At 65.5% G+C, this 20,555-nt stretch carries 18 protein-coding genes; 9 read left to right on the top strand and 9 right to left on the bottom strand.

The annotated features are described in order from the left end of the window. Positions 1 to 130: 130 nt before the first annotated feature. The 5 genes from ACVOMF_RS16860 to metK form a co-directional block, all read right to left on the bottom strand. Positions 131 to 1,033, bottom strand: a complete 903-nt coding sequence (locus ACVOMF_RS16860; protein WP_481510292.1) for a phosphatidate cytidylyltransferase — start codon at positions 1,031 to 1,033, stop codon at positions 131 to 133. Between the two features lie 77 nt (positions 1,034 to 1,110). Beyond that, positions 1,111 to 1,704 carry a lysophospholipid acyltransferase family protein gene (locus ACVOMF_RS16855; protein WP_481510290.1) on the bottom strand — a complete coding sequence of 198 codons (594 nt, stop codon included), beginning with the start codon at positions 1,702 to 1,704 and terminating at the stop codon, positions 1,111 to 1,113. Continuing rightward, entirely contained in the window at positions 1,704 to 2,327 is a 624-nt protein-coding gene (locus ACVOMF_RS16850; protein ID WP_481510289.1) for a CDP-alcohol phosphatidyltransferase family protein, read from the bottom strand. Before ACVOMF_RS16850 ends, ACVOMF_RS16855 begins: the two co-directional genes overlap by 1 nt. A 428-nt stretch (positions 2,328 to 2,755) precedes the next feature. Next, positions 2,756 to 3,970: a DUF1444 domain-containing protein gene (locus tag ACVOMF_RS16845; protein ID WP_481510288.1), complete on the bottom strand. Its 1,215-nt coding sequence runs from the start codon at positions 3,968 to 3,970 to the stop codon at positions 2,756 to 2,758. Positions 3,971 to 4,099: 129 nt separating this feature from the next. Further along, the gene (gene metK / locus ACVOMF_RS16840) at positions 4,100 to 5,335 is read right to left on the bottom strand and encodes a methionine adenosyltransferase (protein ID WP_296247203.1); all 1,236 of its coding nucleotides are present in this window, start codon (positions 5,333 to 5,335) and stop codon (positions 4,100 to 4,102) included. A 194-nt stretch (positions 5,336 to 5,529) separates the two neighbouring features. Between metK and olsF the strand changes: the two genes are divergently transcribed. From olsF to ACVOMF_RS16805, 7 genes are all read left to right on the top strand, one after another. Then, positions 5,530 to 7,242: a bifunctional ornithine lipid synthase OlsF gene (gene olsF / locus ACVOMF_RS16835; RefSeq protein WP_481510287.1), complete on the top strand. Its 1,713-nt coding sequence runs from the start codon at positions 5,530 to 5,532 to the stop codon at positions 7,240 to 7,242. Continuing rightward, entirely contained in the window at positions 7,239 to 8,042 is an 804-nt protein-coding gene (locus ACVOMF_RS16830) for a UDP-2,3-diacylglucosamine diphosphatase (protein ID WP_481510286.1), read from the top strand. The genes olsF and ACVOMF_RS16830 overlap by 4 nt, the downstream gene beginning before the upstream one ends. A 66-nt stretch (positions 8,043 to 8,108) precedes the next feature. Continuing rightward, entirely contained in the window at positions 8,109 to 9,494 is a 1,386-nt protein-coding gene (locus ACVOMF_RS16825; protein WP_481510291.1) for a TolC family protein, read from the top strand. Then, positions 9,491 to 10,501, top strand: a complete 1,011-nt coding sequence (locus ACVOMF_RS16820) for an HlyD family secretion protein (RefSeq protein ID WP_481510285.1) — start codon at positions 9,491 to 9,493, stop codon at positions 10,499 to 10,501. Before ACVOMF_RS16825 ends, ACVOMF_RS16820 begins: the two co-directional genes overlap by 4 nt. Beyond that, complete coding sequence (locus ACVOMF_RS16815) at positions 10,486 to 11,649, top strand: ABC transporter permease (protein ID WP_481510284.1); 1,164 nt, start codon at positions 10,486 to 10,488, stop codon at positions 11,647 to 11,649. The genes ACVOMF_RS16820 and ACVOMF_RS16815 overlap by 16 nt, the downstream gene beginning before the upstream one ends. Then, a complete protein-coding gene (locus tag ACVOMF_RS16810; RefSeq protein WP_481510283.1) occupies positions 11,646 to 12,758 on the top strand; it encodes an ABC transporter permease in 1,113 nt (370 codons plus the stop codon). Before ACVOMF_RS16815 ends, ACVOMF_RS16810 begins: the two co-directional genes overlap by 4 nt. Positions 12,759 to 12,786: 28 nt before the next feature. Then, positions 12,787 to 13,842, top strand: coding sequence for a metal-dependent hydrolase (locus ACVOMF_RS16805; protein WP_481510282.1), 1,056 nt, complete (start codon positions 12,787 to 12,789; stop codon positions 13,840 to 13,842). Here the strand turns inward: ACVOMF_RS16805 and ACVOMF_RS16800 are convergent. Continuing rightward, entirely contained in the window at positions 13,836 to 14,657 is an 822-nt protein-coding gene (locus ACVOMF_RS16800) for a methyltransferase domain-containing protein (RefSeq protein WP_481510281.1), read from the bottom strand. The two genes, ACVOMF_RS16805 and ACVOMF_RS16800, sit on opposite strands and share 7 nt — an antisense overlap. 353 nt (positions 14,658 to 15,010) lie before the next feature. On the opposite strand from ACVOMF_RS16800, the gene ACVOMF_RS16795 reads away from it, so the two are divergent. Then, complete coding sequence (locus ACVOMF_RS16795; RefSeq protein WP_481510280.1) at positions 15,011 to 15,610, top strand: nitroreductase family protein; 600 nt, start codon at positions 15,011 to 15,013, stop codon at positions 15,608 to 15,610. 165 nt (positions 15,611 to 15,775) lie between these two features. On the opposite strand, the gene dusB is transcribed toward ACVOMF_RS16795, so the two are convergent. The 3 genes from dusB to ACVOMF_RS16780 all read right to left on the bottom strand — a co-directional run bounded on the left by dusB (position 15,776) and on the right by ACVOMF_RS16780 (position 19,254). Beyond that, positions 15,776 to 16,765 (bottom strand): tRNA dihydrouridine synthase DusB, encoded by a 990-nt coding sequence (gene dusB, locus ACVOMF_RS16790; RefSeq protein WP_481510279.1) that lies wholly within the window; start codon positions 16,763 to 16,765, stop codon positions 15,776 to 15,778. Positions 16,766 to 16,903: 138 nt separating this feature from the next. Further along, a complete protein-coding gene (locus ACVOMF_RS16785) occupies positions 16,904 to 17,854 on the bottom strand; it encodes a ribokinase (protein WP_282269934.1) in 951 nt (316 codons plus the stop codon). A gap of 101 nt (positions 17,855 to 17,955) precedes the next feature. Continuing rightward, a complete protein-coding gene (locus ACVOMF_RS16780) occupies positions 17,956 to 19,254 on the bottom strand; it encodes a NupC/NupG family nucleoside CNT transporter (RefSeq protein ID WP_282269936.1) in 1,299 nt (432 codons plus the stop codon). 204 nt (positions 19,255 to 19,458) lie between these two features. On the opposite strand from ACVOMF_RS16780, the gene ACVOMF_RS16775 reads away from it, so the two are divergent. Then, entirely contained in the window at positions 19,459 to 20,430 is a 972-nt protein-coding gene (locus ACVOMF_RS16775) for a potassium channel beta subunit family protein (RefSeq protein ID WP_481510278.1), read from the top strand. Positions 20,431 to 20,555: the final 125 nt, after the last annotated feature.

The raw sequence follows: 20,555 nt of genomic DNA, 5'->3' as shown, positions 1-20,555 counted from the left end.
CCCCCCCCCCCCCCCCCCCCCGCCCACCCCCCCTCCCCCCCCCCCCCCGCGGGCCCCCCCGCCCGCGCGCCCCTCGCCCGCCGCCCGCCCCCGCCGGCCCCCGGCGGCCCCCCCCACTACATTTGCTGCGTTACTGGAAGTTGTAACGCACCACATGAAAGAACACCGGCGCGGAGAACACCACCGAATCCAGCCGGTCCAGGATGCCGCCGTGGCCTTCGATCATCTCGCCCCAGTCCTTGGCACCCAGACTGCGCTTCACCGCCGACAGCGCCAGTCCGCCAAGGAAGCCGCAGATCACGATCAGCAGCGACAGTGCCGCCGACTGCAGCGGTGAGAACGGGGTGATCCAGTACAGTGCCGCGCCCACGCCGGTGGCCGCCAAGCCACCGCCGATCAGGCCTTCGACTGTCTTGGATGGACTCACCAAGGGCGCAAGCAGGTGTTTGCCGAACAGCTTGCCGAACACGTACTGCAGTACGTCGCTGAGCTGTACCACCAGCAGCAGGTAGAATAGCAGCATCAGGTTCTGCCCTTCGTAGCCGGGAATGCGCAGCAGCATCAGTGCCGGCGCATGGCTGAGGCAGAACACGGTGAGCATTACGCCCCACTGGATCTTGGTATTGCGCTCCAGGAAGTTCTCGGTGTCACCAGACAGTGCCGATACCGCCGGCAAGGCGAGGAAACCATAGACCGGGATACACATGACGAACAGGCCGTACCAGTCGATGCCGATCAGCCAATACTGCAAGGGGATGGCGATGTAGAAGCACAGGCACAGCGCCAGGTGATCGCCACGGCGTGTCGGCGTCAATGAGATGAACTCACGCAACGCAAAGAATGACAGCAGGCCGAAGAACACCAGCGTGGCGATCTTGCCGAGCACGAAGCAGAACAGCAGCACGGCGGCCATCACCCACCACGCGCGGATACGCGCGTTGAGGTTGTCGACCACCGAACCGGGTTTGATCCGACCGAGGATGAAGCCGATCGAGCTGGCGAGTATCAGCACGCCAAACACGCCGCCGATCATCCACCAGAAGCTGGGCGGGGCGCGCTCGATGGCCTGCTGCAGGAAACTGCCCAGCGGCAGCTGTTGGAAGACGTTGTTCATGCCAACTCCACCACTGCGTTGCGGGCCCGTTCCAGGAACTGCGCCTTGTCTTCATCGGGAATGCGATTGAGTGGCGCACCGAAACGTGCCGTACATACCAGTGGTACCGGTATCAGGCTGCCTTTGGGTAGGGCACGGCGCGCATTGTCCAGATACACCGGCACCAATTCCACATGCGGGTAGTGCTGGGCCAGATGGAACAGGCCGGCCTTGAACGGCTGCGGTAACGGTTCGTGGTTGCGGGTACCTTCCGGGAACAGGATCAATGAATCACCTGCGTCCAGCGCGTCATGCAAAGGCTGCAGTGGATCGCCTTCGCACTTGCTGCGGTCACGTTCGATCAGCACCGCGTTGAAGCCCTTGTCGGCGATGAGCTTGCGCACGCCCTTGCTCCAGTAATCGCGCGCGGCGACTGGGCGGGTGTGCTCGCGCAGCGCCGGCGGCAGCGCTGACCACAACGCCACCGTATCCAGATGACTGGCGTGGTTGGCGAAGTAGATGCGCTGGGTGTCGTTGGGGCGACTGCCGACCCAGCGCGGGTAGGCACCAATGAAGATCTTGACCGCGGCGACCAGCAGACTTGAGAGCATCAGCTGCCTGCCTTGAGCTGCGCGGCGATGGCGCGGGTGCGGGTGATGCAGGTCAACAGCGAGCCGGCGGCGATGATGACGGCGGCGGCAGGCAATACGTAATGCGTGTGCGTGCTCAGCTGCTCGATGATGGCCAGCACGCAGGCTGCGGTGAGCACGAACATGCGGTGTTGCTTGGCCATCGGCCCGCGGAAGTCCTGGGCCAGGCCAAGGCTGGCGCCGGACAGGCGTACATAGGCGGTGAGCGCGGCCAGCAATGCGCCAAGCCAGCCCAGCGAGGGCATGCAGGCGGCATAGCCGAGCGCGATGATCAGCAGCGAGTCGGCGATGCGGTCGGGGTATTCGTTGTAGAGCGCGCCGGTTGGCGTCTGTTTGCCACCTTCCATTGCGACCATGCCGTCAAGCAGGTTGCAGATCAGGCGCAGTTGGACGCCGACGGCACAAGCGATCAGCCCGGGTAGGCCGGGGCAATACAACAATGCAGCAGCGCCACCTGCAGCAAAGAAGATGCTGAGTACCGAAATCTGGTTCGGCGTGATTGAGGAGCGTGCCAACGCGGCGCTGAGGGCGCGAGCCCAGCCGGTGGAACGGGCGGTAATTGGTCTACGGTCTTCCTTTCCCATGGGCCGATGGTAGTGCATTGGTCGTAATGGGGAACAGGGAGGAGGGCGCGGGGCTGCTGAGGTGGGGCTGTCGGAGGGCTTTGAGAGCGGCCCTGGGCCCGGCTTCTGCTTTGGCTTTTGGCTCTGGCTCTGGCTCTGGTTTTGGCTGTGGCTTTTGCGGTCGCTTTGGCAGTTGCTGTTTGCTGTCCCTTCTCCCGCCTGCGGGAGAAGGTGCCCGGAGGGCGGATGAGGGGGCTTTGGGGGCTTTGGCTTTTGCTGGATCGAGAGCCAACGCCAAAGCCAAAGCCAAAGCTGCCCTCATCCCAACCCTTCTCCCGCAGGCGGGAGAAGGGCTAAAGCAAAAGCAAAAGCAACAGCCAAAGCAAAAAAAGAAGCTGCCCTCGCAGGCAGCCTTCTTTGCTCAAACGCTATCAGCGCGGGAAACCAGCTCAGATCGCCTGCAGTCGCGCGCGTGTCTCTGCATCGGGGAAACCAAGCGTGAGGTAACGCGCTGGGTGGATATGCCGGATGTCTTCACGCAGCAAGTGGCCAAGGACGGGTTGCGCCTGCCCCCAATCAACCATCAGGGTCTCGGCTTCCCCATCCTCCACTGGCATTACCAGCACCAGGCGGTCGGTGCGTGGAAGTGAGCTGGCAACCCCGTCGGTCCAGGCGCACAGCGAAACCCGGTCGTCGCTGTGGACCATGAAGCTGGCAATAAACACATCTTCCTCGTGCTTCTGGTGCACGCGTTCCAACAACTGTTTCTGCAACGCGTAGGCCTCGGCGTCGAGTTCCAGCCGAAGTTGCCGCTGTCGCTCACGCAGGCCCGCATCCGCCAGCACGTGTGCATGCAACTGGCCGTCGTCGTAGCGCAGCACTTCCCAGGAGATCACACGCCCATCGGCAAACGCATTGGCGGCCAACTCCAGCATCTGTGCCTGCCCCTGCAGGTCGCCTTCGCCGGTGACCAGCAGTACGTCACGGGTAGCCAGCATGAACACCGGCAGCCCGGCGACCGGCACACGATGCAGCAGGTCAGGCAGTAGTGCGCGGCTGCTGTCATAGGCATCACCCCATGCGGCCTGATAGACGCCGGGCAGCACCTCGACGAAGGGCTCATCAGGGCTTTCCCGCAGATTGCTGCGAGCGATGCTCAAGGCCTGGTCGAAATCTACGCCCCAGGCTTCTTCCGGGCCGCGGGTGAGGGTGGCGGTATGGTCGGGGTGGTCGACCGCCAGCAGCTCCACGCACTCCTCGCTCAGACGCCGGTACTTGAGCTGCATCGGAGGGGCATCCCAACCATCCTGTTCGGCATGATGCAGGTTGATCTCCTCCAGCTGGGTGATGCTGCGGATCAAGGGGCGCAGCAACGGCCGGACCTGCTCCCAGCTCATCGCGTCATCTTTTTCGTGGACGCCAAGCAAGCTGCTGAAGGCCAGCAAGGCCTTGCGCTGCTGCCCGCGTGGGGCGCCGAGATAGGCGTGGTAGGCGTTGTGCAGGTTGAAGTAGGAACCGTTGGCATGGCGGATGCGGAAGGTGTCCGCCTCGTATTCCAGTTCATGCGGGTAGCCGTTGCTGCGTACCGCGTCGATGAACTTGCGGGCAAACCGGTCAGGGTCGGGTTTGTCCTTGAACAGATTGCTGAAAAATGCTGAAAACATGCCAACGCTCCCTGTGTATGCAGAGCAATGGTGTGCGGGCGCATCGGTACTTGGCAAGCGCGCTTTTACGAAAAGCAGACGGGCCGCTTGCGCGGCCCGTCCGGGTGGTGCTTTTACCTGACGCCGAACTTACTTCAGCTTTGCAGCCTTGCGCAGGGCTTCGGCGCGGTCGGTGTTTTCCCAGGAGAACGCGGTCGCGTTCTGGGTCTTGCCGTCGCCATCGACGTACGAGAATTCCTTCGGCTTGCGGCCGAAGTGGCCGTAAGCAGCGGTCTGCTGGTACATCGGGTGGATCAGGTCCAGCATCTTGATGATGCCGTACGGACGCAGGTCGAAGTGGGCGCGGATCAGCTTCTCGATCTGTGCGTCCGGGATCTTGCCGGTGCCGAAGGTGGTGACCGAGATCGAGGTCGGCTCGGCCACGCCGATGGCGTAGGAGACCTGCACTTCGCACTTGTCGGCCAGACCGGCGGCAACCACGTTCTTGGCGACGTAACGGGCAGCGTAAGCGGCCGAACGGTCAACCTTGGACGGGTCCTTGCCGGAGAACGCACCACCACCGTGACGGGCCATGCCGCCGTAGGTGTCGACGATGATCTTGCGACCGGTCAGGCCGCAATCGCCCACCGGGCCGCCGATCACGAAGATGCCGGTCGGGTTGATGTGCACCTTGTTCTTCGGCAGCTTGTCCAGCCATGCCTTCGGCAGCACCGGCTTGAGGATGTGCTCGCGCACGGCCTCGACCAGGTCCTTCTGCTTCACGCCCGGATCGTGCTGGGTCGACAGAACAACCGCGTCCAGACCTTCGATCTTGCCGTCCTGGCCGTAACGCAGGGTCACCTGGCTCTTGGCGTCGGGGCGCAGCCACGGCAACGGCGAGTTCTTCTTCTTGCGGACCTTGGCCTGCTGCTCGACCAGGCGGTGCGAGTAGTAGATCGGTGCCGGCATGAATTCCGGGGCTTCGTTGCAGGCATAACCGAACATCAGGCCCTGGTCACCAGCGCCTTGCTCTTCCGGCTTCTTGGCCTTCTTGTTGGTGCCGTCAACGCCGGCAGCAATGTCGGGCGACTGCTTGCCCAGCATGTTGATGATGGCGCAGGTGTGGCCGTCGAAGCCGACATTGGAGTTGTCGTAGCCGATCTCGTTGATGACGTTGCGGGTCAGTTCTTCGATATCGACCCACGCCGAGGTGGTCACTTCGCCGGCGACAATCGCCGCACCGGTCTTGACCAGGGTTTCGCAGGCCACGCGGGCGCGCTTGTCCTGGGCCAGGATCGCGTCCAGCACCGCATCGGAGATCTGGTCGGCAATCTTGTCCGGATGGCCTTCGGAGACCGATTCGGAGGTGAACAGGTAGCTGGACATCGGGCTATATATCCCTTGATTCGGATGGAAAGATGGGCGCGCATCATACACGGTCGGCACCTTGACGGAATAGTGCCGAAGTGTCTGTTGCCATCCGGTTAAGGCTTGGTCATCGGATTGCCGCAAAACCGCAACCAGCCTGCCTTGTAGCGGGCGCAGGCTCCCGGCCAATGGGCCGACAGGGAGACCTTGCCATGCAACAGATCGCGCAGCGCCTGCAGCAACGCTATCCCGATTGGTTCCACGGCCCGCGCCGCCACCTGGCCCGGCCGCTGCTGCGCACAGTGGGGCGCTGGTCACGTTTCGACCAGATGGACGCCTTCCTGCAGCGCAGTGCCGGGTTGCAGGGCTTCGCCTTCGTTGGTGCCGCGCTGGGCTTCCTGGACGCCGGCTATGCGGTGGATGCGGCAGCGCTGGTGCGGATTCCGGCCAGCGGTCGCCTGCTGATCGTCGCCAACCACCCGTCCGGGGCGCTGGATGCGCTGGCCTTGCTGGATGCGGTGGGCCGGGTCCGCAACGACGTGCGGATCATCGCCAACGACATGCTGCTGGAGCTGGAGCCGTTGCGTGAGCTGCTGCTGCCCGTTCGTATCCTCGGCGGCCGTGCCCAGCGGGCCAGCCTGCAGGCGGTGGAACAGGCACTGCAGGCCGAGCAGTGTGTGATCGTGTTCCCGGCCGGTGAGGTCTCGCGGCTGTCGCTGCAGGGTATCCGCGACGGCCGCTGGAACCGCGGTTTCGTCAGATTCGCCCGCGCCTGCGACACGCCGGTGCTGCCGGTGCGGGTTCAGGCGCGTAACTCGGCCCTGTTCTACGGCGCCTCGGCGCTGTTCAAGCCTGCAGGTACCGCCTTGCTGGCGCGGGAAATGTTTGCCCGCCGCAAGCGCCCGCTGCGTTTGCAGATCGGCCAGCTGATGCGGCTGGACGCGCAGCAGGACCCGGCGCGGCAGTTGCAGGCGGTGCGCGACGCACTGTATGCGCTGGGCAGGGAACAGCAGAACGCCGAGTTGCGCGAGGACGGCCCGCAGCCGCTGGCCGAGCCGGTAGCTGTGGCAGATGTCGCCGCCGCCATCGACACGACTGAGCTGCTCGGCCAGACCAGCGACGGCAAGCAGATCCGCCTGGCCCACTGCGCCGCCAACTCGCCCTTGCTGCTGGAGCTGGGTCGGCTGCGTGAGCTGACCTTCCGCCAAGTGGGGGAGGGCACCGGCCGCAGCCGGGACCTGGATGACTTCGATCCGCTCTACCAGCACATCGTGGTCTGGGACGCGCCCGCCCAGCGCATCGCCGGTGCCTACCGGGTCATGCGCGGCGCACCGGCCTTGGCGCGCAGTGGCCTGCAGGGCCTGTATACCGCCAGCCTGTTCCGCTACTCGGACGATGCCATCCCGCGCATTGCCGAAGGCATGGAATTGGGCCGCAGCTTCGTGGTGCCCGACTACTGGGGCAGCCGCAGCTTGGACTACCTGTGGCAGGGCATCGGTGCCTACCTCGCCAGCCAGCCGGGGGTGCGCTATCTGTTTGGCGCGGTGTCGATCAGCGCTGCGCTGCCACGCGAGGCGCGCGAGCAGCTGGTGGCCTATTACCAGCAGTACTACGGCGCCGCCCGCAGCCTGGCCGAGTCGAACCGGCCCTTCCAGTACTTCGCCGCGCCGCCGAGTTTCGGTGAGCTGGATACGCAGGCCGCGTTCGATGTGCTCAAGGCCAACCTGGCGACGCTGGGCACCAGCGTGCCGACCTTGTACCGGCAGTACACCGATCTGTGCGAACCCGGTGGCGCACGTTTCCTCGCGTTTGGCGTGGATCCGGATTTCAGCGATTCCATTGACGGCCTGATCGAGGTGGACCTGCAGGCCATCCGCCCGCACAAACGCAAACGCTATCTGCGTGATGCCGGAGCAACGGCATGAGTGCGGTGCCGGTGCTGCCGCCGCACCGGCGCGCTGTGTTCATCTCCGACACGCATCTGGGCGCGCGCCATTGCCATGCGGCGGAACTGGCGCGTTTTCTCACCAGCCTGCGTTGCGAGCGTCTGTATCTGGTCGGCGATATCGTCGATCTATGGTGGCTTTCGCATAAGCGCGCAACCTGGCAGCAGGCACACAACGAGGTGATCGAAGCGCTGCATGCACTGCGTCGCGCCGGCACCGAGATCATCTACATCCCCGGCAACCACGATGCGCCACTGCGCCGCACCTGCGGTTTGATGCTGCCGGCCATGCAGGTGCGGCGCCGCGCCATCCACACCACCGCCGATGGCCGGCGCCTGTTGGTGGTGCATGGTGATGACTACGACGGCGCCACCCATTTCGGTGGGCTGCAGGAGCGCTTTGGTGACTGGCTGTATTACCGCATCCTCACCGGCAACCGCCTGTTCAACGCCGCGCGGCGCCGGCTTGGCCTGCGCTATTGGTCGCTGTCCGAATTCCTCAAACGGCAGAGCGGTGCGGCCGAACGCTACATCGAGCGCTTCGTGCAGGCCGGACTGGCCGACGTGCGCCGACGCGGGCTGGACGGCATCATCTGCGGCCACATCCATCGCGCGGCGCTGGTCGAGCGTGATGGCCTGGTCTACGCCAATGACGGCGACTGGGTGGAAAGCCTGACCGCACTGGCCGAGGACCCCGATGGCAGCCTGCGCCTGCTCGATCATTCCGGCCGCAGCCTGGTCTGCCTGCCGGGAAGCCTGCGGCAGGCGCAGGCGGCCTGATCGCACGGCTGGCTTCTTCCTCACCCGTTGGGCGGCTATGCTGGGGCCAGCCAACGAGCAGGGAGTATCGGGGTGGCAGGCAAGCAACCAGCATCGGTCGCGATAGGGTTGTGTGTGCTGTGGATGTTGCTGGCTCCACCTGCAGCGGCGGCAGAGGTGGTGCCTGCCTTGAGTTACGAGCAGGCGCGGCAGCGCCTGGAGCAGGTGTCCGACGCGTTGGCCGCCGCCGATGCTGGCGTGCGCAACAAGCTGGACCTGCAGGATGCCAGCCGCTACCTGCGCTTGCCGGAAATCACCGCCGACGTGCGTCGCATGCAGTTCCAGAAGACCTTGAGCCTACCACTCGGTTCACTGGCACCGGTAGCCGAGGCATTCGGCATCGAGTCGCCGCTGGAATTCGGCGAGCGTGATTGGCGCACCCGACCCATCGTGACGGCCAGCGTGCCCTTGTACAGCGGTGGCCTGATCCCGGCCGCGCAGGGGGCTGCACAGGCCGCCAGCGAACTGGCCCAGGCCGATCGCGAACTGCAGCGGCAGTCCTTGTCGCTGCAGCTGGTGCAGGTTTACTTCGGCCAGCAGTTGGCCGAGCAGGCGGTACAAGTGCGCCGTGACGTGCGTGACGGTCTGCAACGGCACCTCGAAGATGCGCAGAAGCTCGAACGCGAGGGCTTTGCCACCAAGGCGCAGCGGCTGCAGGCCAACGTCGCCCGCGACAAAGCCGAGCGCGAATACCAGAAGGCCGTCAACGATCTGTCCACCCTGCAACAGGCGCTGGCCACCTTGCTGCGCAGTGGTGGCACGGTTGCGACGACCTCGCCGCTGTTCGTGATCAATGGCCCGGTCGGTGCGCGTGAGGAGTTCGAGCGCAGCGCCCAGCAGCGGCATCCACAGGTTGGCCGTCTGCGCGCGCTCACCGCGCAGGCCGAACAGGGCGTGCGTGCACAGCAGGCCAAGCTCAAGCCGCAGATCTATCTGTTCGGCCAGTACGACCTGCGCCGTCGCGACGCGTTGTTGACCGACGCCGACTGGGCCTTCGGCATCGGCCTGCGCTACACCTTCCTGTCACCGACGGCGCGACCGCTGCAGGTCAGCGCGGCGCGCGCGCAGCTGGAGCAGGCGCAATCGGGGCTGAGCGAAGTGGAGAACCAGTTGCAGCTCGGTGTCGGCAAGGCCTGGAACGAGCTGGAGACCGCCCGCGCGCAGTTCCAGCTGCTCGACAGCAGCATCGCCCAGGCACAGGAAAACCTGCGCCTGCAGGAGCTGTCGTTCCGCGAAGGCCAGTCCACCTCGCTGGATGTGATCGATGCGCGTCTTGGCCTGGGCGGGGCGCAGGTGGAACGTGCACAGGCTGCCTATCAATTCGACGTGGCGCTGGCGCAGCTGCTGGAAGTGAGTGGTCAGCTGCAACGTTTTGACGACTACCGCCAACGCGCGGACAAGGTGCTGGAATGAGCGATTCGCTGCAGGTGGAGACCAGTCCGCGGCAACGCCGCGTGTTCCTGATTGCCGGCGTGGTGCTGTTGGTGCTGGTGGCGCTTGGCCTGTGGCTGGGCCTGCGCAGCCCGCCGGACCAGGTGCAGGGCATGGCCGATGCCGACAACGTCAACGTCGCCGCCAAGGTCACCGCGCGCCTGCAGCAGTTGCATGTGCGCGAAGGCGACCGGGTCAAAGCCGGGCAGGTGCTGTTCGATCTCGACAGCCCCGAGGTTGCCGCCAAGGAGCGCCAGGCCGATGCGGTTGTCGCTGCAGCTGCGGCGATGGCATCCAAGGCCGAGGAGGGCGCACGCAGCGAGGATATCCGCGCCGCCGAAGCCAACTGGAAGCGCGCACAGGCCGGCGCCGAACTGGCGACCAGTACCTTCCGCAGGCTCGACAATCTCTACGCCGAGGGCGTGGTAAGCCGGCAGAAGCGCGACGAAGCACAGGCGCAGGCGCGCAGTGCCAACGAACTGACCCGCGCTGCCCGCGCGCAGTACGACCTTGCCCTGGCTGGTGCCCGCGTGCAGGACAAGGACGCGGCACTGGCACAGGTACGGCAAGCGGAGGGCGCCAAGGCCGAGGTTGATGCGGCGCGCCGGGAAACCCAGGGCCGTGCGCCGCTGGCAGGTGAGGTCGGCAAGCGCATGGCCGATATCGGCGAACTGGTGCCGGCCGGCTATCCGGTCTTCACCCTGGTCGACATCGACCACATGTGGGTGGCGCTGAACCTGCGCGAGGACCAGATGAACGGACTCAAGCCCGGCGCCCGCCTGCAGGGCACGATTCCGGCCCTGCAGGACCGCAGTGCGGCGTTCGAGGTCTACTTCATCAACCCGGCCGGTGACTACGCCACCTGGCGCAGCACGCGGCAGTCGTCCGGCTATGACGTGCGCAGCTTCGAGGTGCGGGCGCGGCCACAGCAGGCAATCGAAGGATTCCGGCCGGGCATGAGCGTGCTGTTTGCATGGCCGCAGGACTGACATCTGCCGGTGCCTTCGCCGCCTCGCTGCGGCGCGAGTTGCAGCACTGGCGCAGTGACCGCTGGGAGCTGGCGTTGGTGACGGTGCTGCCGCTGCTGCTGATGGCGCTGATGATGTGGCTGTTCTCCGGCTCGGTGCTGCGGCAGGTGCCGATCGCCCTGGTTGACCTGGACCACAGCCCGACCAGTCGCGGTCTGGCACGCGCCATCGATGACAGCCCCGGCGTGCGGGTGGCAAGCCAGCCGGCGTCGCTGCAGCAGGCACAGGCGCAGCTGCGCGCGCTGGAGGTATTTGCCATCGTGCTGGTGCCGCGCGACCTGAGCCGGCGCGCGCTGCGTGGCGAAACCGTGCCGGTCTACGCCTTCTACAACGCCACCTACATGGCGACCGGGCAGTCGGCCGGACGCGATATCGGTGATGCGGTGAGCGCCTACAACGCGCGCATGCTCAAGGAGCAGATCGCGCTGCAGGTTGGCCCTGCAAAACTGCGTGGGCCACCGGTCACGGTGCAGGCCACGGTGCTGTACAACCCGGCGCGCAGCTATGAGTTGTTCCTGCTGCCGTTGATCTTCCCGGCCATGCTGTCCCTGCTGGCCGCGCTCGCGGCGGGTGCCGCGTTTGGGCGCGAGCAGCGCGATGGCCTGCTCGGCGGCTGGTTGCAGCAACGGCCGTGGGCGGCGATGGCCGGCAAGCTGTTTCCGTATGTCGCGCTGTTCTCGCTGTATGGCGCGCTGGGCGTGACATACCTGGCCTATGTGCGCGGTGACGGCGTGGCCGGCAGTCTGTGGTTGATGCTGCTGGTGCAGCCGCTGTTCTACCTGGCCTGCTGCAGTTTCGCGTTGCTGTTCATCGCCATTACCCGCGACATCTGCACGGGGCTGTCGGTGGTGGGTCTGACGATTGGTACCGCGCTGGCGTTCTCCGGTGCCACCTTTCCGGTGATCGAGGCGCCGTTGTTCACCCGCGTCTGGAACCTGTTGCTGCCGCTCACCGCCTATGTGCAGGTGCAGATGCAGCAGTTGTTCATGGGCGCGCCTTGGCAGGTGTCGCTGCGGCCATTGGCGGTACTGTTGTTGATGACCGTGGTGGCCGGCGGCTTGGGGGCGTACCTGCTGCTGCGCACTGCACGCCAGCAGGTGCGTGCATGAGCGGCTTCGGCGCTGGCTTCCGGAGCGCCCTGCAGGCGATGTTCGCCGACCCGGCCGCGCGCGCGGTGATGATAGGCGCGGTGCTGCTGTACTCGTTCTTCTATCCGGCGGCGTATCGCCACCAGGTCGCCAGTGACCTGCCGATCGCGGTGGTGGACGCTGATCACAGCGCAACCAGCCGCGAGCTGATCCGGCATGTGGATGCACTGCTGGCGGTGTGGGTGGTCAGCCAGCCGCCGGATCTGGCCCAGGCCAAACAGCAGCTGCTGCGCGGCGAGGTGGATGGCATCGTGCTGATCCCGCAGCGGCTGGAACGCGACATCCTGCGTGGCGGCAGCGGGCAACTGGTGTTGCTGGGCAACGGTGCCTACCTGAGCCGGGCCAGCGCCATCCTCAACGGCCTGGCCGAAGGCATCACAGGCTTTGGTCGCCAGCAGGCAGTGCGCCAGGCGGCCTTCATGGGCGCACCGCAGGCGGCACCGCTGCAGTTGGTGCAGCGGCCGCTGTACAACACCCGTGAAGGCTATGGCAGCAGCGTGGTGCCCGGCGTATCGGAACTGATCGTGCACCAGACCCTGCTGCTCGGCATTGGGGTACTGCTGGGCAGCCGCCGCGCGCAGTTGGGCAGGCGGTTGCAGTTCGACCTGCCGACCTTGTCGGGAATGGCCCTGGCCTTCGTTGTGGTGGCGGTGTGCGGGCTGCTGTACTACGTCGGCTTCACTGCCTGGGCGCAGGATTATCCGCGCGGCGGCAATATCCCGGGAATGTTGTTAGCGGTGCTGCTGTTCGCGCTGGCGACGGTGGCGTTCGGTCTGTTCATCGCCAGCTTCTTCGATACCCGCGAGCGTGCGTTCCAGTACGTCACCGCGGTGTCGATACCGCTGTTCTTCCTGTCCAACCTGTCGTGGCCGGCCATCGCTTCACCGCCGGCCCTGGTGGCGTTGGCCAAGCTGTTGCCGACCACCGCCGGCATCAATGCCATCGTTCGCACCCAGCAGTTGGGCGCGCGCCTGCCAGAGATCGGCGGCGAGCTGCTCAACCTGTTGTTGCTGGCGCTGCTGTACGGCGGGCTGGTGCTGTGGCGGCTGCATGGCCGACGGCAGCGCTGAGCGCAGCGTTGGCTGCTAGCATCGGCGCATGGATTCCCTCAGCCAGATCGTTCTCGGTGGTGCGATCGCCGCCGCCATCACCCCCGCCGCACATCGCCGCGCCGCCTTGCTTGCCGGTGCCGCGCTGGCGACGCTGCCCGATCTGGACGGTTTGGCGATCATGGCCTTCACCGATAACCCGGTGAGCTTGATGACGGTGCACCGCAGCTTCAGCCATTCGCTGTTCGTGCTGCCCTTGCTGGGCACCTTGATCTGGTGGTTGTACAAGCGCTTCGGCCATGGCCGCGTTGCCCAGGCGCCGACGCGCTGGTGGTGGGCGATCGTGCTGGCGCTGGTGACGCATCCATTGCTGGATGCCTTCACTGTTTACGGCACGCAGCTGTGGTGGCCGCTGACGCCGCCACCGACGATGTGGTCCAGCGTCTTCATCATCGATCCGCTCTATACGATCTGGCTGCTGGTTGGCTGCGGTATTGCCTGGTTTGCGCGTGCACGGCCATTGGCGCAACGCGCGCTGGTGGCGGGCCTGGTGTTGAGCAGCGGTTATCTGGGCTGGTCGTTGATCGCCAAGGCGCAGGTGGACCGCGTTGCCGCGCAGTCACTGGCGCATATGGACCTGGCCGATGCGCCGCGCTTCTCGGTGCCGATGCCGTTCAACACCTTGCTGTGGCGGGTGGTGGCGATGACGCCGCAGGGCTATGTGGTCGGTGATCGCTCGCTATGGGCCGATCACGGGCCGATGCAGTTCCAGGGATACCCGTCGAATGTGCAGGCGTTGCGGCAGGCGGCCGATGTGCCTGCGGTGCAGCGACTGAACTGGTTCAACCACGGCTTCATGCGTGCGCAGGTGGTGGATGGCGAGCTGGTGCTCAGCGATCTGCGCATGGGCTTGGAGCCGGACTACAACTTCAACTTCGCCGTCGCCAGCGAACGTGATGGCCAGTGGCAGGCGATGCCGCCACGGCAGGTGATGCCGGCCTATCGGCAGGCCGGCAATCGTGATGTGCTGAAACAGCGTTTGGCGCTGATGTGGCAGCGCATCTGGCGAGCGCCGGTGGCAACCGGCGCCGCCACAACTCAGTAGACCGTGGCGCGGGCCTGCACGAAGGAATAGAAGAACACCGCATTGGGGTCGTTCTGCACCTGGGTGAACTCGGCGCGCATGCCATCCACCGTCGCCTGGTCGACCTTGCCAGCCTCCAGCAGTTGCTCGGCCGCTGACAGCAGCAGTTCTTCCCACAGCGCGAACATCACCTTGCGCCGGGCCGGCTCGCGATTGTCCAGGTGCACGGTCTTGGTCTGCGTCTGCACATCGCGGAAGCCGCCGGCCAGCAGCAGGTTGCCGAGCTTGGCGCCGACGAACGGGTCGCCACCGCTGTCGATCTGGAAATCGTTGAACGCCATCCAGTAACGCCACAGGTTGGGCGAATAGGGATCGAGCAGGAACGAGGCGTTCATCACCTCGGTGACGAATACCGGCGAGCCCGGGCTCAGCACCCGCCGCACTTCGGCCAGCGCGCGCGCGGGCGAGGGGACGTGCTCCAACACCCAGCACAGGAAGGCGCCGTCGAAGCTGCGCGGTTCGAACGGCAGGTCGGTGGCGTTGGCGCGCTGGAACTCGACGCGCTCCTGCAGCCACGGCATCTGTGCCAGGTGCGCGTTGGCGGCAGCCAGCTGGCGCTCGTTGAGGTCGATGCCGGTGACCCGCAGGTCCGGGAAGCGGCGCAGCAGGATCTCGCTCTGCGCACCGACGCCGCTGCCTACTTCGAGGATGTGGCGGGAGTTGCGGAAGTCGATGTCATGGAAGATCGCCGGTTCGAACAGGCGTGCCTGCTTGCGCAGCCGCTCCTGTTCGTTTGCCGAGAAGCCATGCAGGTAGGGGAAGTCGTTGAGAGTCATGGAAACAGCGTCGTGCAGTGATCCGCCCAGTATCGCCAGCCGGTGTTACCGCGGCGCATGCGTAACGGAACCCAGCATTGCGGTGTCGCAGGCAATGTCGGTGCGGCGCGGGTTTGCGGCCTTGCGCGGCTGATAGCCATTGGTTCTGTGGATTCGGCGATTTGGAATCAGGCTTTGGTGGGAGCGTGGATAGCCACTTTTCGGCAGCTGAGAAGCCAAGGGTTCATTTGTTCTGAAAATGAAACGAATTATTGGAATTTAAGTAATTGTTCTGAATTTGGCAGTAAATACAATGGGCGCCATCAAGCAAAGACCGGCGCTGTTGCCGGCTGCTCCCCCTGAAGGAAACGATCATGAACAGCCAAGTCATCTCCCTGTACAAGAAGCGCCGGTCGCAGTACGCCCTCGGCAAGCAGCTGCCGATCAGCCAGGACGACACTACCCAGCTGATCAAGCAGGCCATGCGCCAGGCACCGTCGGCCTTCAACGCCCAGTCCTCGCGCGCGCTGATCCTGTTCGGCGACCACAGCCAGAAGTTCTGGGAGCTGACCAAGGAAGAGCTGCGCAAGATCGTGCCCGCTGAGGCATTTGCGGCCACCGAAGGCAAGATCAACAGCTTTGCTGCCGGTGCTGGCACGGTGTTGTACTTCGTCGACACCGACGTGGTGAAGGGCCTGCAGGAACAATTCGCGCTGTACGCCGACAATTTCCCGATCTGGGCCGAACAGTCCAACGGCATGGCCCAGTTCGCGGTGTGGACCGCGCTGGCTGACGCTGGCGTCGGCGCCAGCCTGCAGCATTACAACCCGCTGGTGGACGAGGTGGTGCGCAAGCACTGGGGCGTGCACGGCAACTGGCAGCTGCGCGCGCAGATGCCGTTCGGCTCGAATGAAGCCCCGTTCGGTGAAAAGACCTTCATGGAAGACGAAGCGCGCTTCAAGGTATTCGGCTGAATTGCAGCGGCGCGGTTCTCTCCCCCGCGCGCCGCTGACAGTCGAACGGGCCCGCCAGCAGCAGTTGGTGGGCCTTTTTTCTGTAGCGCCGAGCCATGATCGGCAGAGGCGTTCTGCACCATCGGACAGATTGCCGGCAACGCTTCAGCCGAGCATTGCTCGGCTCTACGAGGCGTACGCGGTTTCGCCCGCTACCAGCGCATCGAAATAATCACGGGTCAGCCGGATCTGCGCATCGGCAGTTTCTGCGGCGTTGACCACCGCGCGGAATGCGGCATTCTCCGGGCGATCCTTCGCATACCAGCCCAGGTGCTTGCGGGCGATGCGCACGCCCTGTGGTTCGCCGTAGAAGGCATGCAGGTCGCTCAAATGGCCCAGCAGGATGTCGCGCACTTCCTCCACCGACGGCGGTGGCAGCTCTTCGCCGGTAGCCAGGTAATGCGCGATCTCACGGAAGATCCACGGCCGGCCCTGTGCGGCGCGGCCGACCATCACTGCATCGGCGCCGGTCAGCTTCAGTACCTGCTCGGCCTTGCGCGGTGAATCCACGTCGCCATTGGCCAATACCGGGATCTTCAGCATCGCCTTGATCGCGGCGATGGTCTCGTACTCGGCCACGCCGGTGTAATGCTGGTCGCGGGTGCGGCCGTGAATCGCCAACGCGGCGATCCCGCTGTCTTCGGCGATATGCGCGATGGTCGGTGCGTTGCGTACCTCCGCGCACCAGCCGGTGCGGATTTTCAGTGTCACTGGCACATCGACGGCATTGACCACGGACTCAAGAATGCGCGCCACCAGAGCCTCGTCGCGCATCAATGCCGAGCCGGCCCAGGCGTTGCAGACCTTCTTGGCCGGGCAGCCCATGTTGATGTCGATGATCTGTGCGCCGTGGTCGACGTTGTAGCGCGCGGCCTCGGCCAGCTGCTGCGGCTCGGTGCCGGCGATCTGTACGCTGATCGGCGCCGGTTCACCAGCATGGTCCATGCGATGGATGGACTTGCGGGTGGTCCAGAAGCGTGGATCGCTGATGGTCATTTCCGAGGCGGCCAGACCCGCGCCGAGCCGTTTGCACAGCTGGCGGAATGGCTTGTCGGTGACGCCGGCCATGGGCGCGAGCACCACGTTGGGTGCAATGGTGTAGGGGCCGATCTGCATGGGGGTATTGTACGGCGGGGGCTGGAACCCCGGCTGTAGGAGCGGCAAGAGTCGCGAAGCTGGGAGTGTGCGAAGGCTTACGAGCTAACCCCTCCCCAGCCCTCCCCTGCTGCGCAAGGGAGGGGCAGAGCCATAGGCTCAGACGTCGGCCGGGGTCATCCGCGGCATTGCCAGCGCGGCGCCTTCGTTCTCGGTGGAGCGGGCAGCGTACTGGTTGGCGAAGCGCACGTGCTTGATGAACGCTGCGTCCGGTGCCGCTGCCAGCGAGGCGGCGAGGGCGCCGTTGAAGGCATCGCCGGCACCGGTGGTGTCCACCACCTGCACCGACTCGGCAGCCACCCGGTAGTACGGCTGGCTATCGCTGCGCAGCTTGTCCTCATCGTGCGAGACAAACACGCCAACCGCGCCCAGTGTCACCACCACGGTGTTGCTGGACAGCTTGCGGCACAGGGCGTGCAGGCTGGCGCCGTCCAGGGCGGCGACGTCATCGGCCTCGATGCGCTCGCCGACATGACGGCCGAGCAGGGCGGCAAACTCGGTTTCGTTGGGGGTCAGCACATCGGCCAGCTTGAGCAGGCTGATGGTGGACGGGGCATTGGCCGGGGCGGCGTTGAGCATGGTGAGCACGCCGGCTTCGCGGGCCTGCGCCAGCGCGGCTTCGATCGTTTCCACCGGCGATTCCAACTGGGCCAGCAGGACCTTGGCACCACCGATCAGGGCGGCGTTGGCGGCAACGAAATCCGTGCTCAGCGAGGCATTGGCACCGGCGCCGATCACAATCGAGTTGCGGCCACGGCCATCGACGTAGATGCCAGCGGTACCGGTCGGCTCGGCGGTGGCTTCGGCCACCAGCGTGATGCCGTCGGCGTTGGCCAGCTGGCGGGCGAGGTCGCCGCCAGCATCGGCGCCGAGCGCGCAGACGAAGCTGGTGTCGGCACCGGCGCGGCGTGCCGCGACGGCCTGGTTGAAGCCCTTGCCACCGGGACCGGTGCTGTAACGGCCAGCAATGGTCGCTCCCGGCGCGGGCAGGGCATCGCAGCGCCAGACGTGATCGACATTGAAGGAACCGGCAACGACTACAGAACTCATGGAATCTTTGTCTCTAAGGTGGCGATGAAACAGCAGCTGCGATGGCTTGGCCATCTGACTCGACCGCTTTGTAGCGGCCGAGCCGTATCAGCTGGATTGAATCAACTGAAGTGGGTCAGCACGCCGGCAATGGTGGCGGTCATCAAGGTGGCGATGGTGCCGCCCAGAACCGCACGCAGGCCGAACTTGGCCAGGTCCTGGCGACGGTCCGGGGCCAGCCCGCCGATGCCGCCGATCTGGATGGCGATCGAGCTGAAGTTGGCGAAGCCACACAGGGCGTAGGTCGCGATCAGGCGGCCTTCTTCGCTCAAGGTGGTGCCAGGAACGTTGCCCTGGATGATCTGCGACAGGTCCATGTAGGCGACAAATTCGTTGATCACGACCTTCTGGCCGATCAGCGAACCCACGGTGGTGGCGTCAGCCCACGGCGTGCCGATCACCCAGGCGATTGGTGCCAGCACGTAGCCGAAGATGGTGGCCAGGTTGGTCGGCTTGCCGATGGCGGCGGCCAGGCCGGTGACGTCACCGATCCAGGTCAGTGGCGCGTTGAGCAGGGCGATCAGGGCGATGAAGGCAAGCAGCATGGCGCCGATGTTCAGTGCCAGGCGCAGACCATCGCCAGCGCCGGCAGCGGCTGCGTCGATGATGTTGGACGAGGTCTTTTCCACTTCCATCTTGACCGTGCCGCGGGTCAGCGGGGTGCCGGTCTCCGGCACCAGCAGCTTGGCGACCACCAGCGTGGCCGGTGCGGCCATGATCGAGGCGGCCAGCAGGTGCTTGGCGTAGAAGGCCTGCGAGGCCGGATCGCCACCGCCGAGCATGCCGACGTAAGCGGCCAATACGCCACCAGCGATATGCGCCATGCCGCCGATCATCATGGTGATCAGTTCGGACTGGGTCATCTTGGAGATGTAGGGGCGCACGGTCAGCGGTGCCTCGGTCTGGCCGATGAAGACGCTGGCGCAGACGCTGGTGGTTTCCGCGCCGGACACGCGCATCACCTTGGTGATGGCCGCAGCCATGACCCGCACGATGGCCTGCATCACGCCCAGGTGATACATCACGCCCATCAGCGCCGAGAAGAAGATGATGGTCGGCAGCACCTGGAAGGCGAAGATGAAGCCGTACTTGGGTACATCCATCAGGCTGCCGAAGATGAAGTTCGAGCCTTCATTGACGAAGCTCAGGATCTTGACAAAGCCCTTGCCCAGCCAGTCGAACACGTCGCGACCGCCTGGAACCAGCAGCACCAGCGCCGCAAAGGCGATCTGCAGGGTGATGCCGGTGGCAACCAGCTTCCAGTCAACGGCTTTCTTGTTATTGGAAAAGAGCCAGGTGATGCCCAAAAGCACCGCCAGGCCGAACAGGCCGAAGCCGATTCTGCCCAAACCTTCGAACATGAGTAATCCCCGGGCGTGCCCGCAAAAGACGCAAGCCTAGAGCAGCGGCTGATGCCGGGCAAGAATATCTCCGGCATAAGCCGGTATTTGCTGGGATTGCGCCGGTATCGGCAAGGTCCGCAGGACGGTCCGGTGCGCAGCCGGGGTTACACTTGTGGCCTGTCTGCGCGGATTCCGTGCACCGTCCCCTAGTTGGAGCCAGCCATGCAATACCGTCGTCTCGGGTCGTCCGGCCTGCAGCTGTCCGCCTTGTCGTTTGGTGCCTGGGTAACCTTTGGCAGCCAGATCGGGCGCGACGAATCGCGCAACCTGATTGCCTGCGCCTGGGACAACGGGGTCAATTTCTTCGACAACGCCGAGGTCTATGCCAAGGGCCGCGCCGAGGAGGTGATGGGCGATGTGATCGCCGACCTGCGCCTGCCGCGAGATGGCTTCTGCGTGTCGTCCAAGGTGTTCTTTGGTGCGGTCGATGAGCCGGCGCCGACCCAGCGCGGGCTCTCGCGCAAGCATGTCACCGATGCCTGCCACGCCGCGCTCAAGCGCCTGCGGGTGGACTATCTGGACCTGTATTACTGCCACCGACCGGACGCGGAGACCCCGATCAGCGAAACCGTGCTGGCGATGGACAACCTGATCCGGCAGGGCAAGGTGCTGTACTGGGGTACCTCGGAGTGGTCAGGCGCGCAGATTGCCGAGGCCGTGGCGTTTGCCCGCGCCAACCATCTATATGCGCCGAGCATGGAGCAGCCGCAGTACAACCTGCTGCACCGCGCCCGCGTGGAGCAGGAGTACGCGCCACTGTATGCCGATGCCGGGTTGGGCACCACCATCTGGTCGCCGCTGGCTTCGGGCCTGTTGACCGGCAAGTACAACGACGGCATCGCCGAGGATTCGCGTCTGGGGCAGTCCACGCTTGGCTGGTTGCAGGCCTCGGTGCTGGGCGAGCCGGCCGATGACCGTCTGGGCAAAGTGCGTCGTTTCACCGCCTTGGCCGCGGAGCTGGGCGAGTCGCCGGCGCAGCTGGCGATTGCCTGGTGCCTGCGCAACCCGCAGGTGTCCAGCGTGATCCTCGGTGCGAGCCGGGTGTCGCAGCTGGAAGAGAACCTGCGCGCGCTGGACGTGCTGGGCAGGGTGGAAGAGGGCGCCTGGCAGCAGATCGAGGCGATCTTCGCCTGATAGTGGAGCTGTAGTGGGGGGGGGGGGGGGGGGGGGGGGCCCCCGGCGGGGGGGGGCGGCGTGGGGGGGGGGGTGGGGGGGGGGGGGGGGGGGGGGGGGGGGCCCGCGCCCGCCCGCGGGGGGCA

The sequence above is a fragment of the Stenotrophomonas sp. STEN022 genome, assembly GCF_056760155.1.
This window is presented reverse-complemented; position numbering and strand designations above follow the sequence as displayed.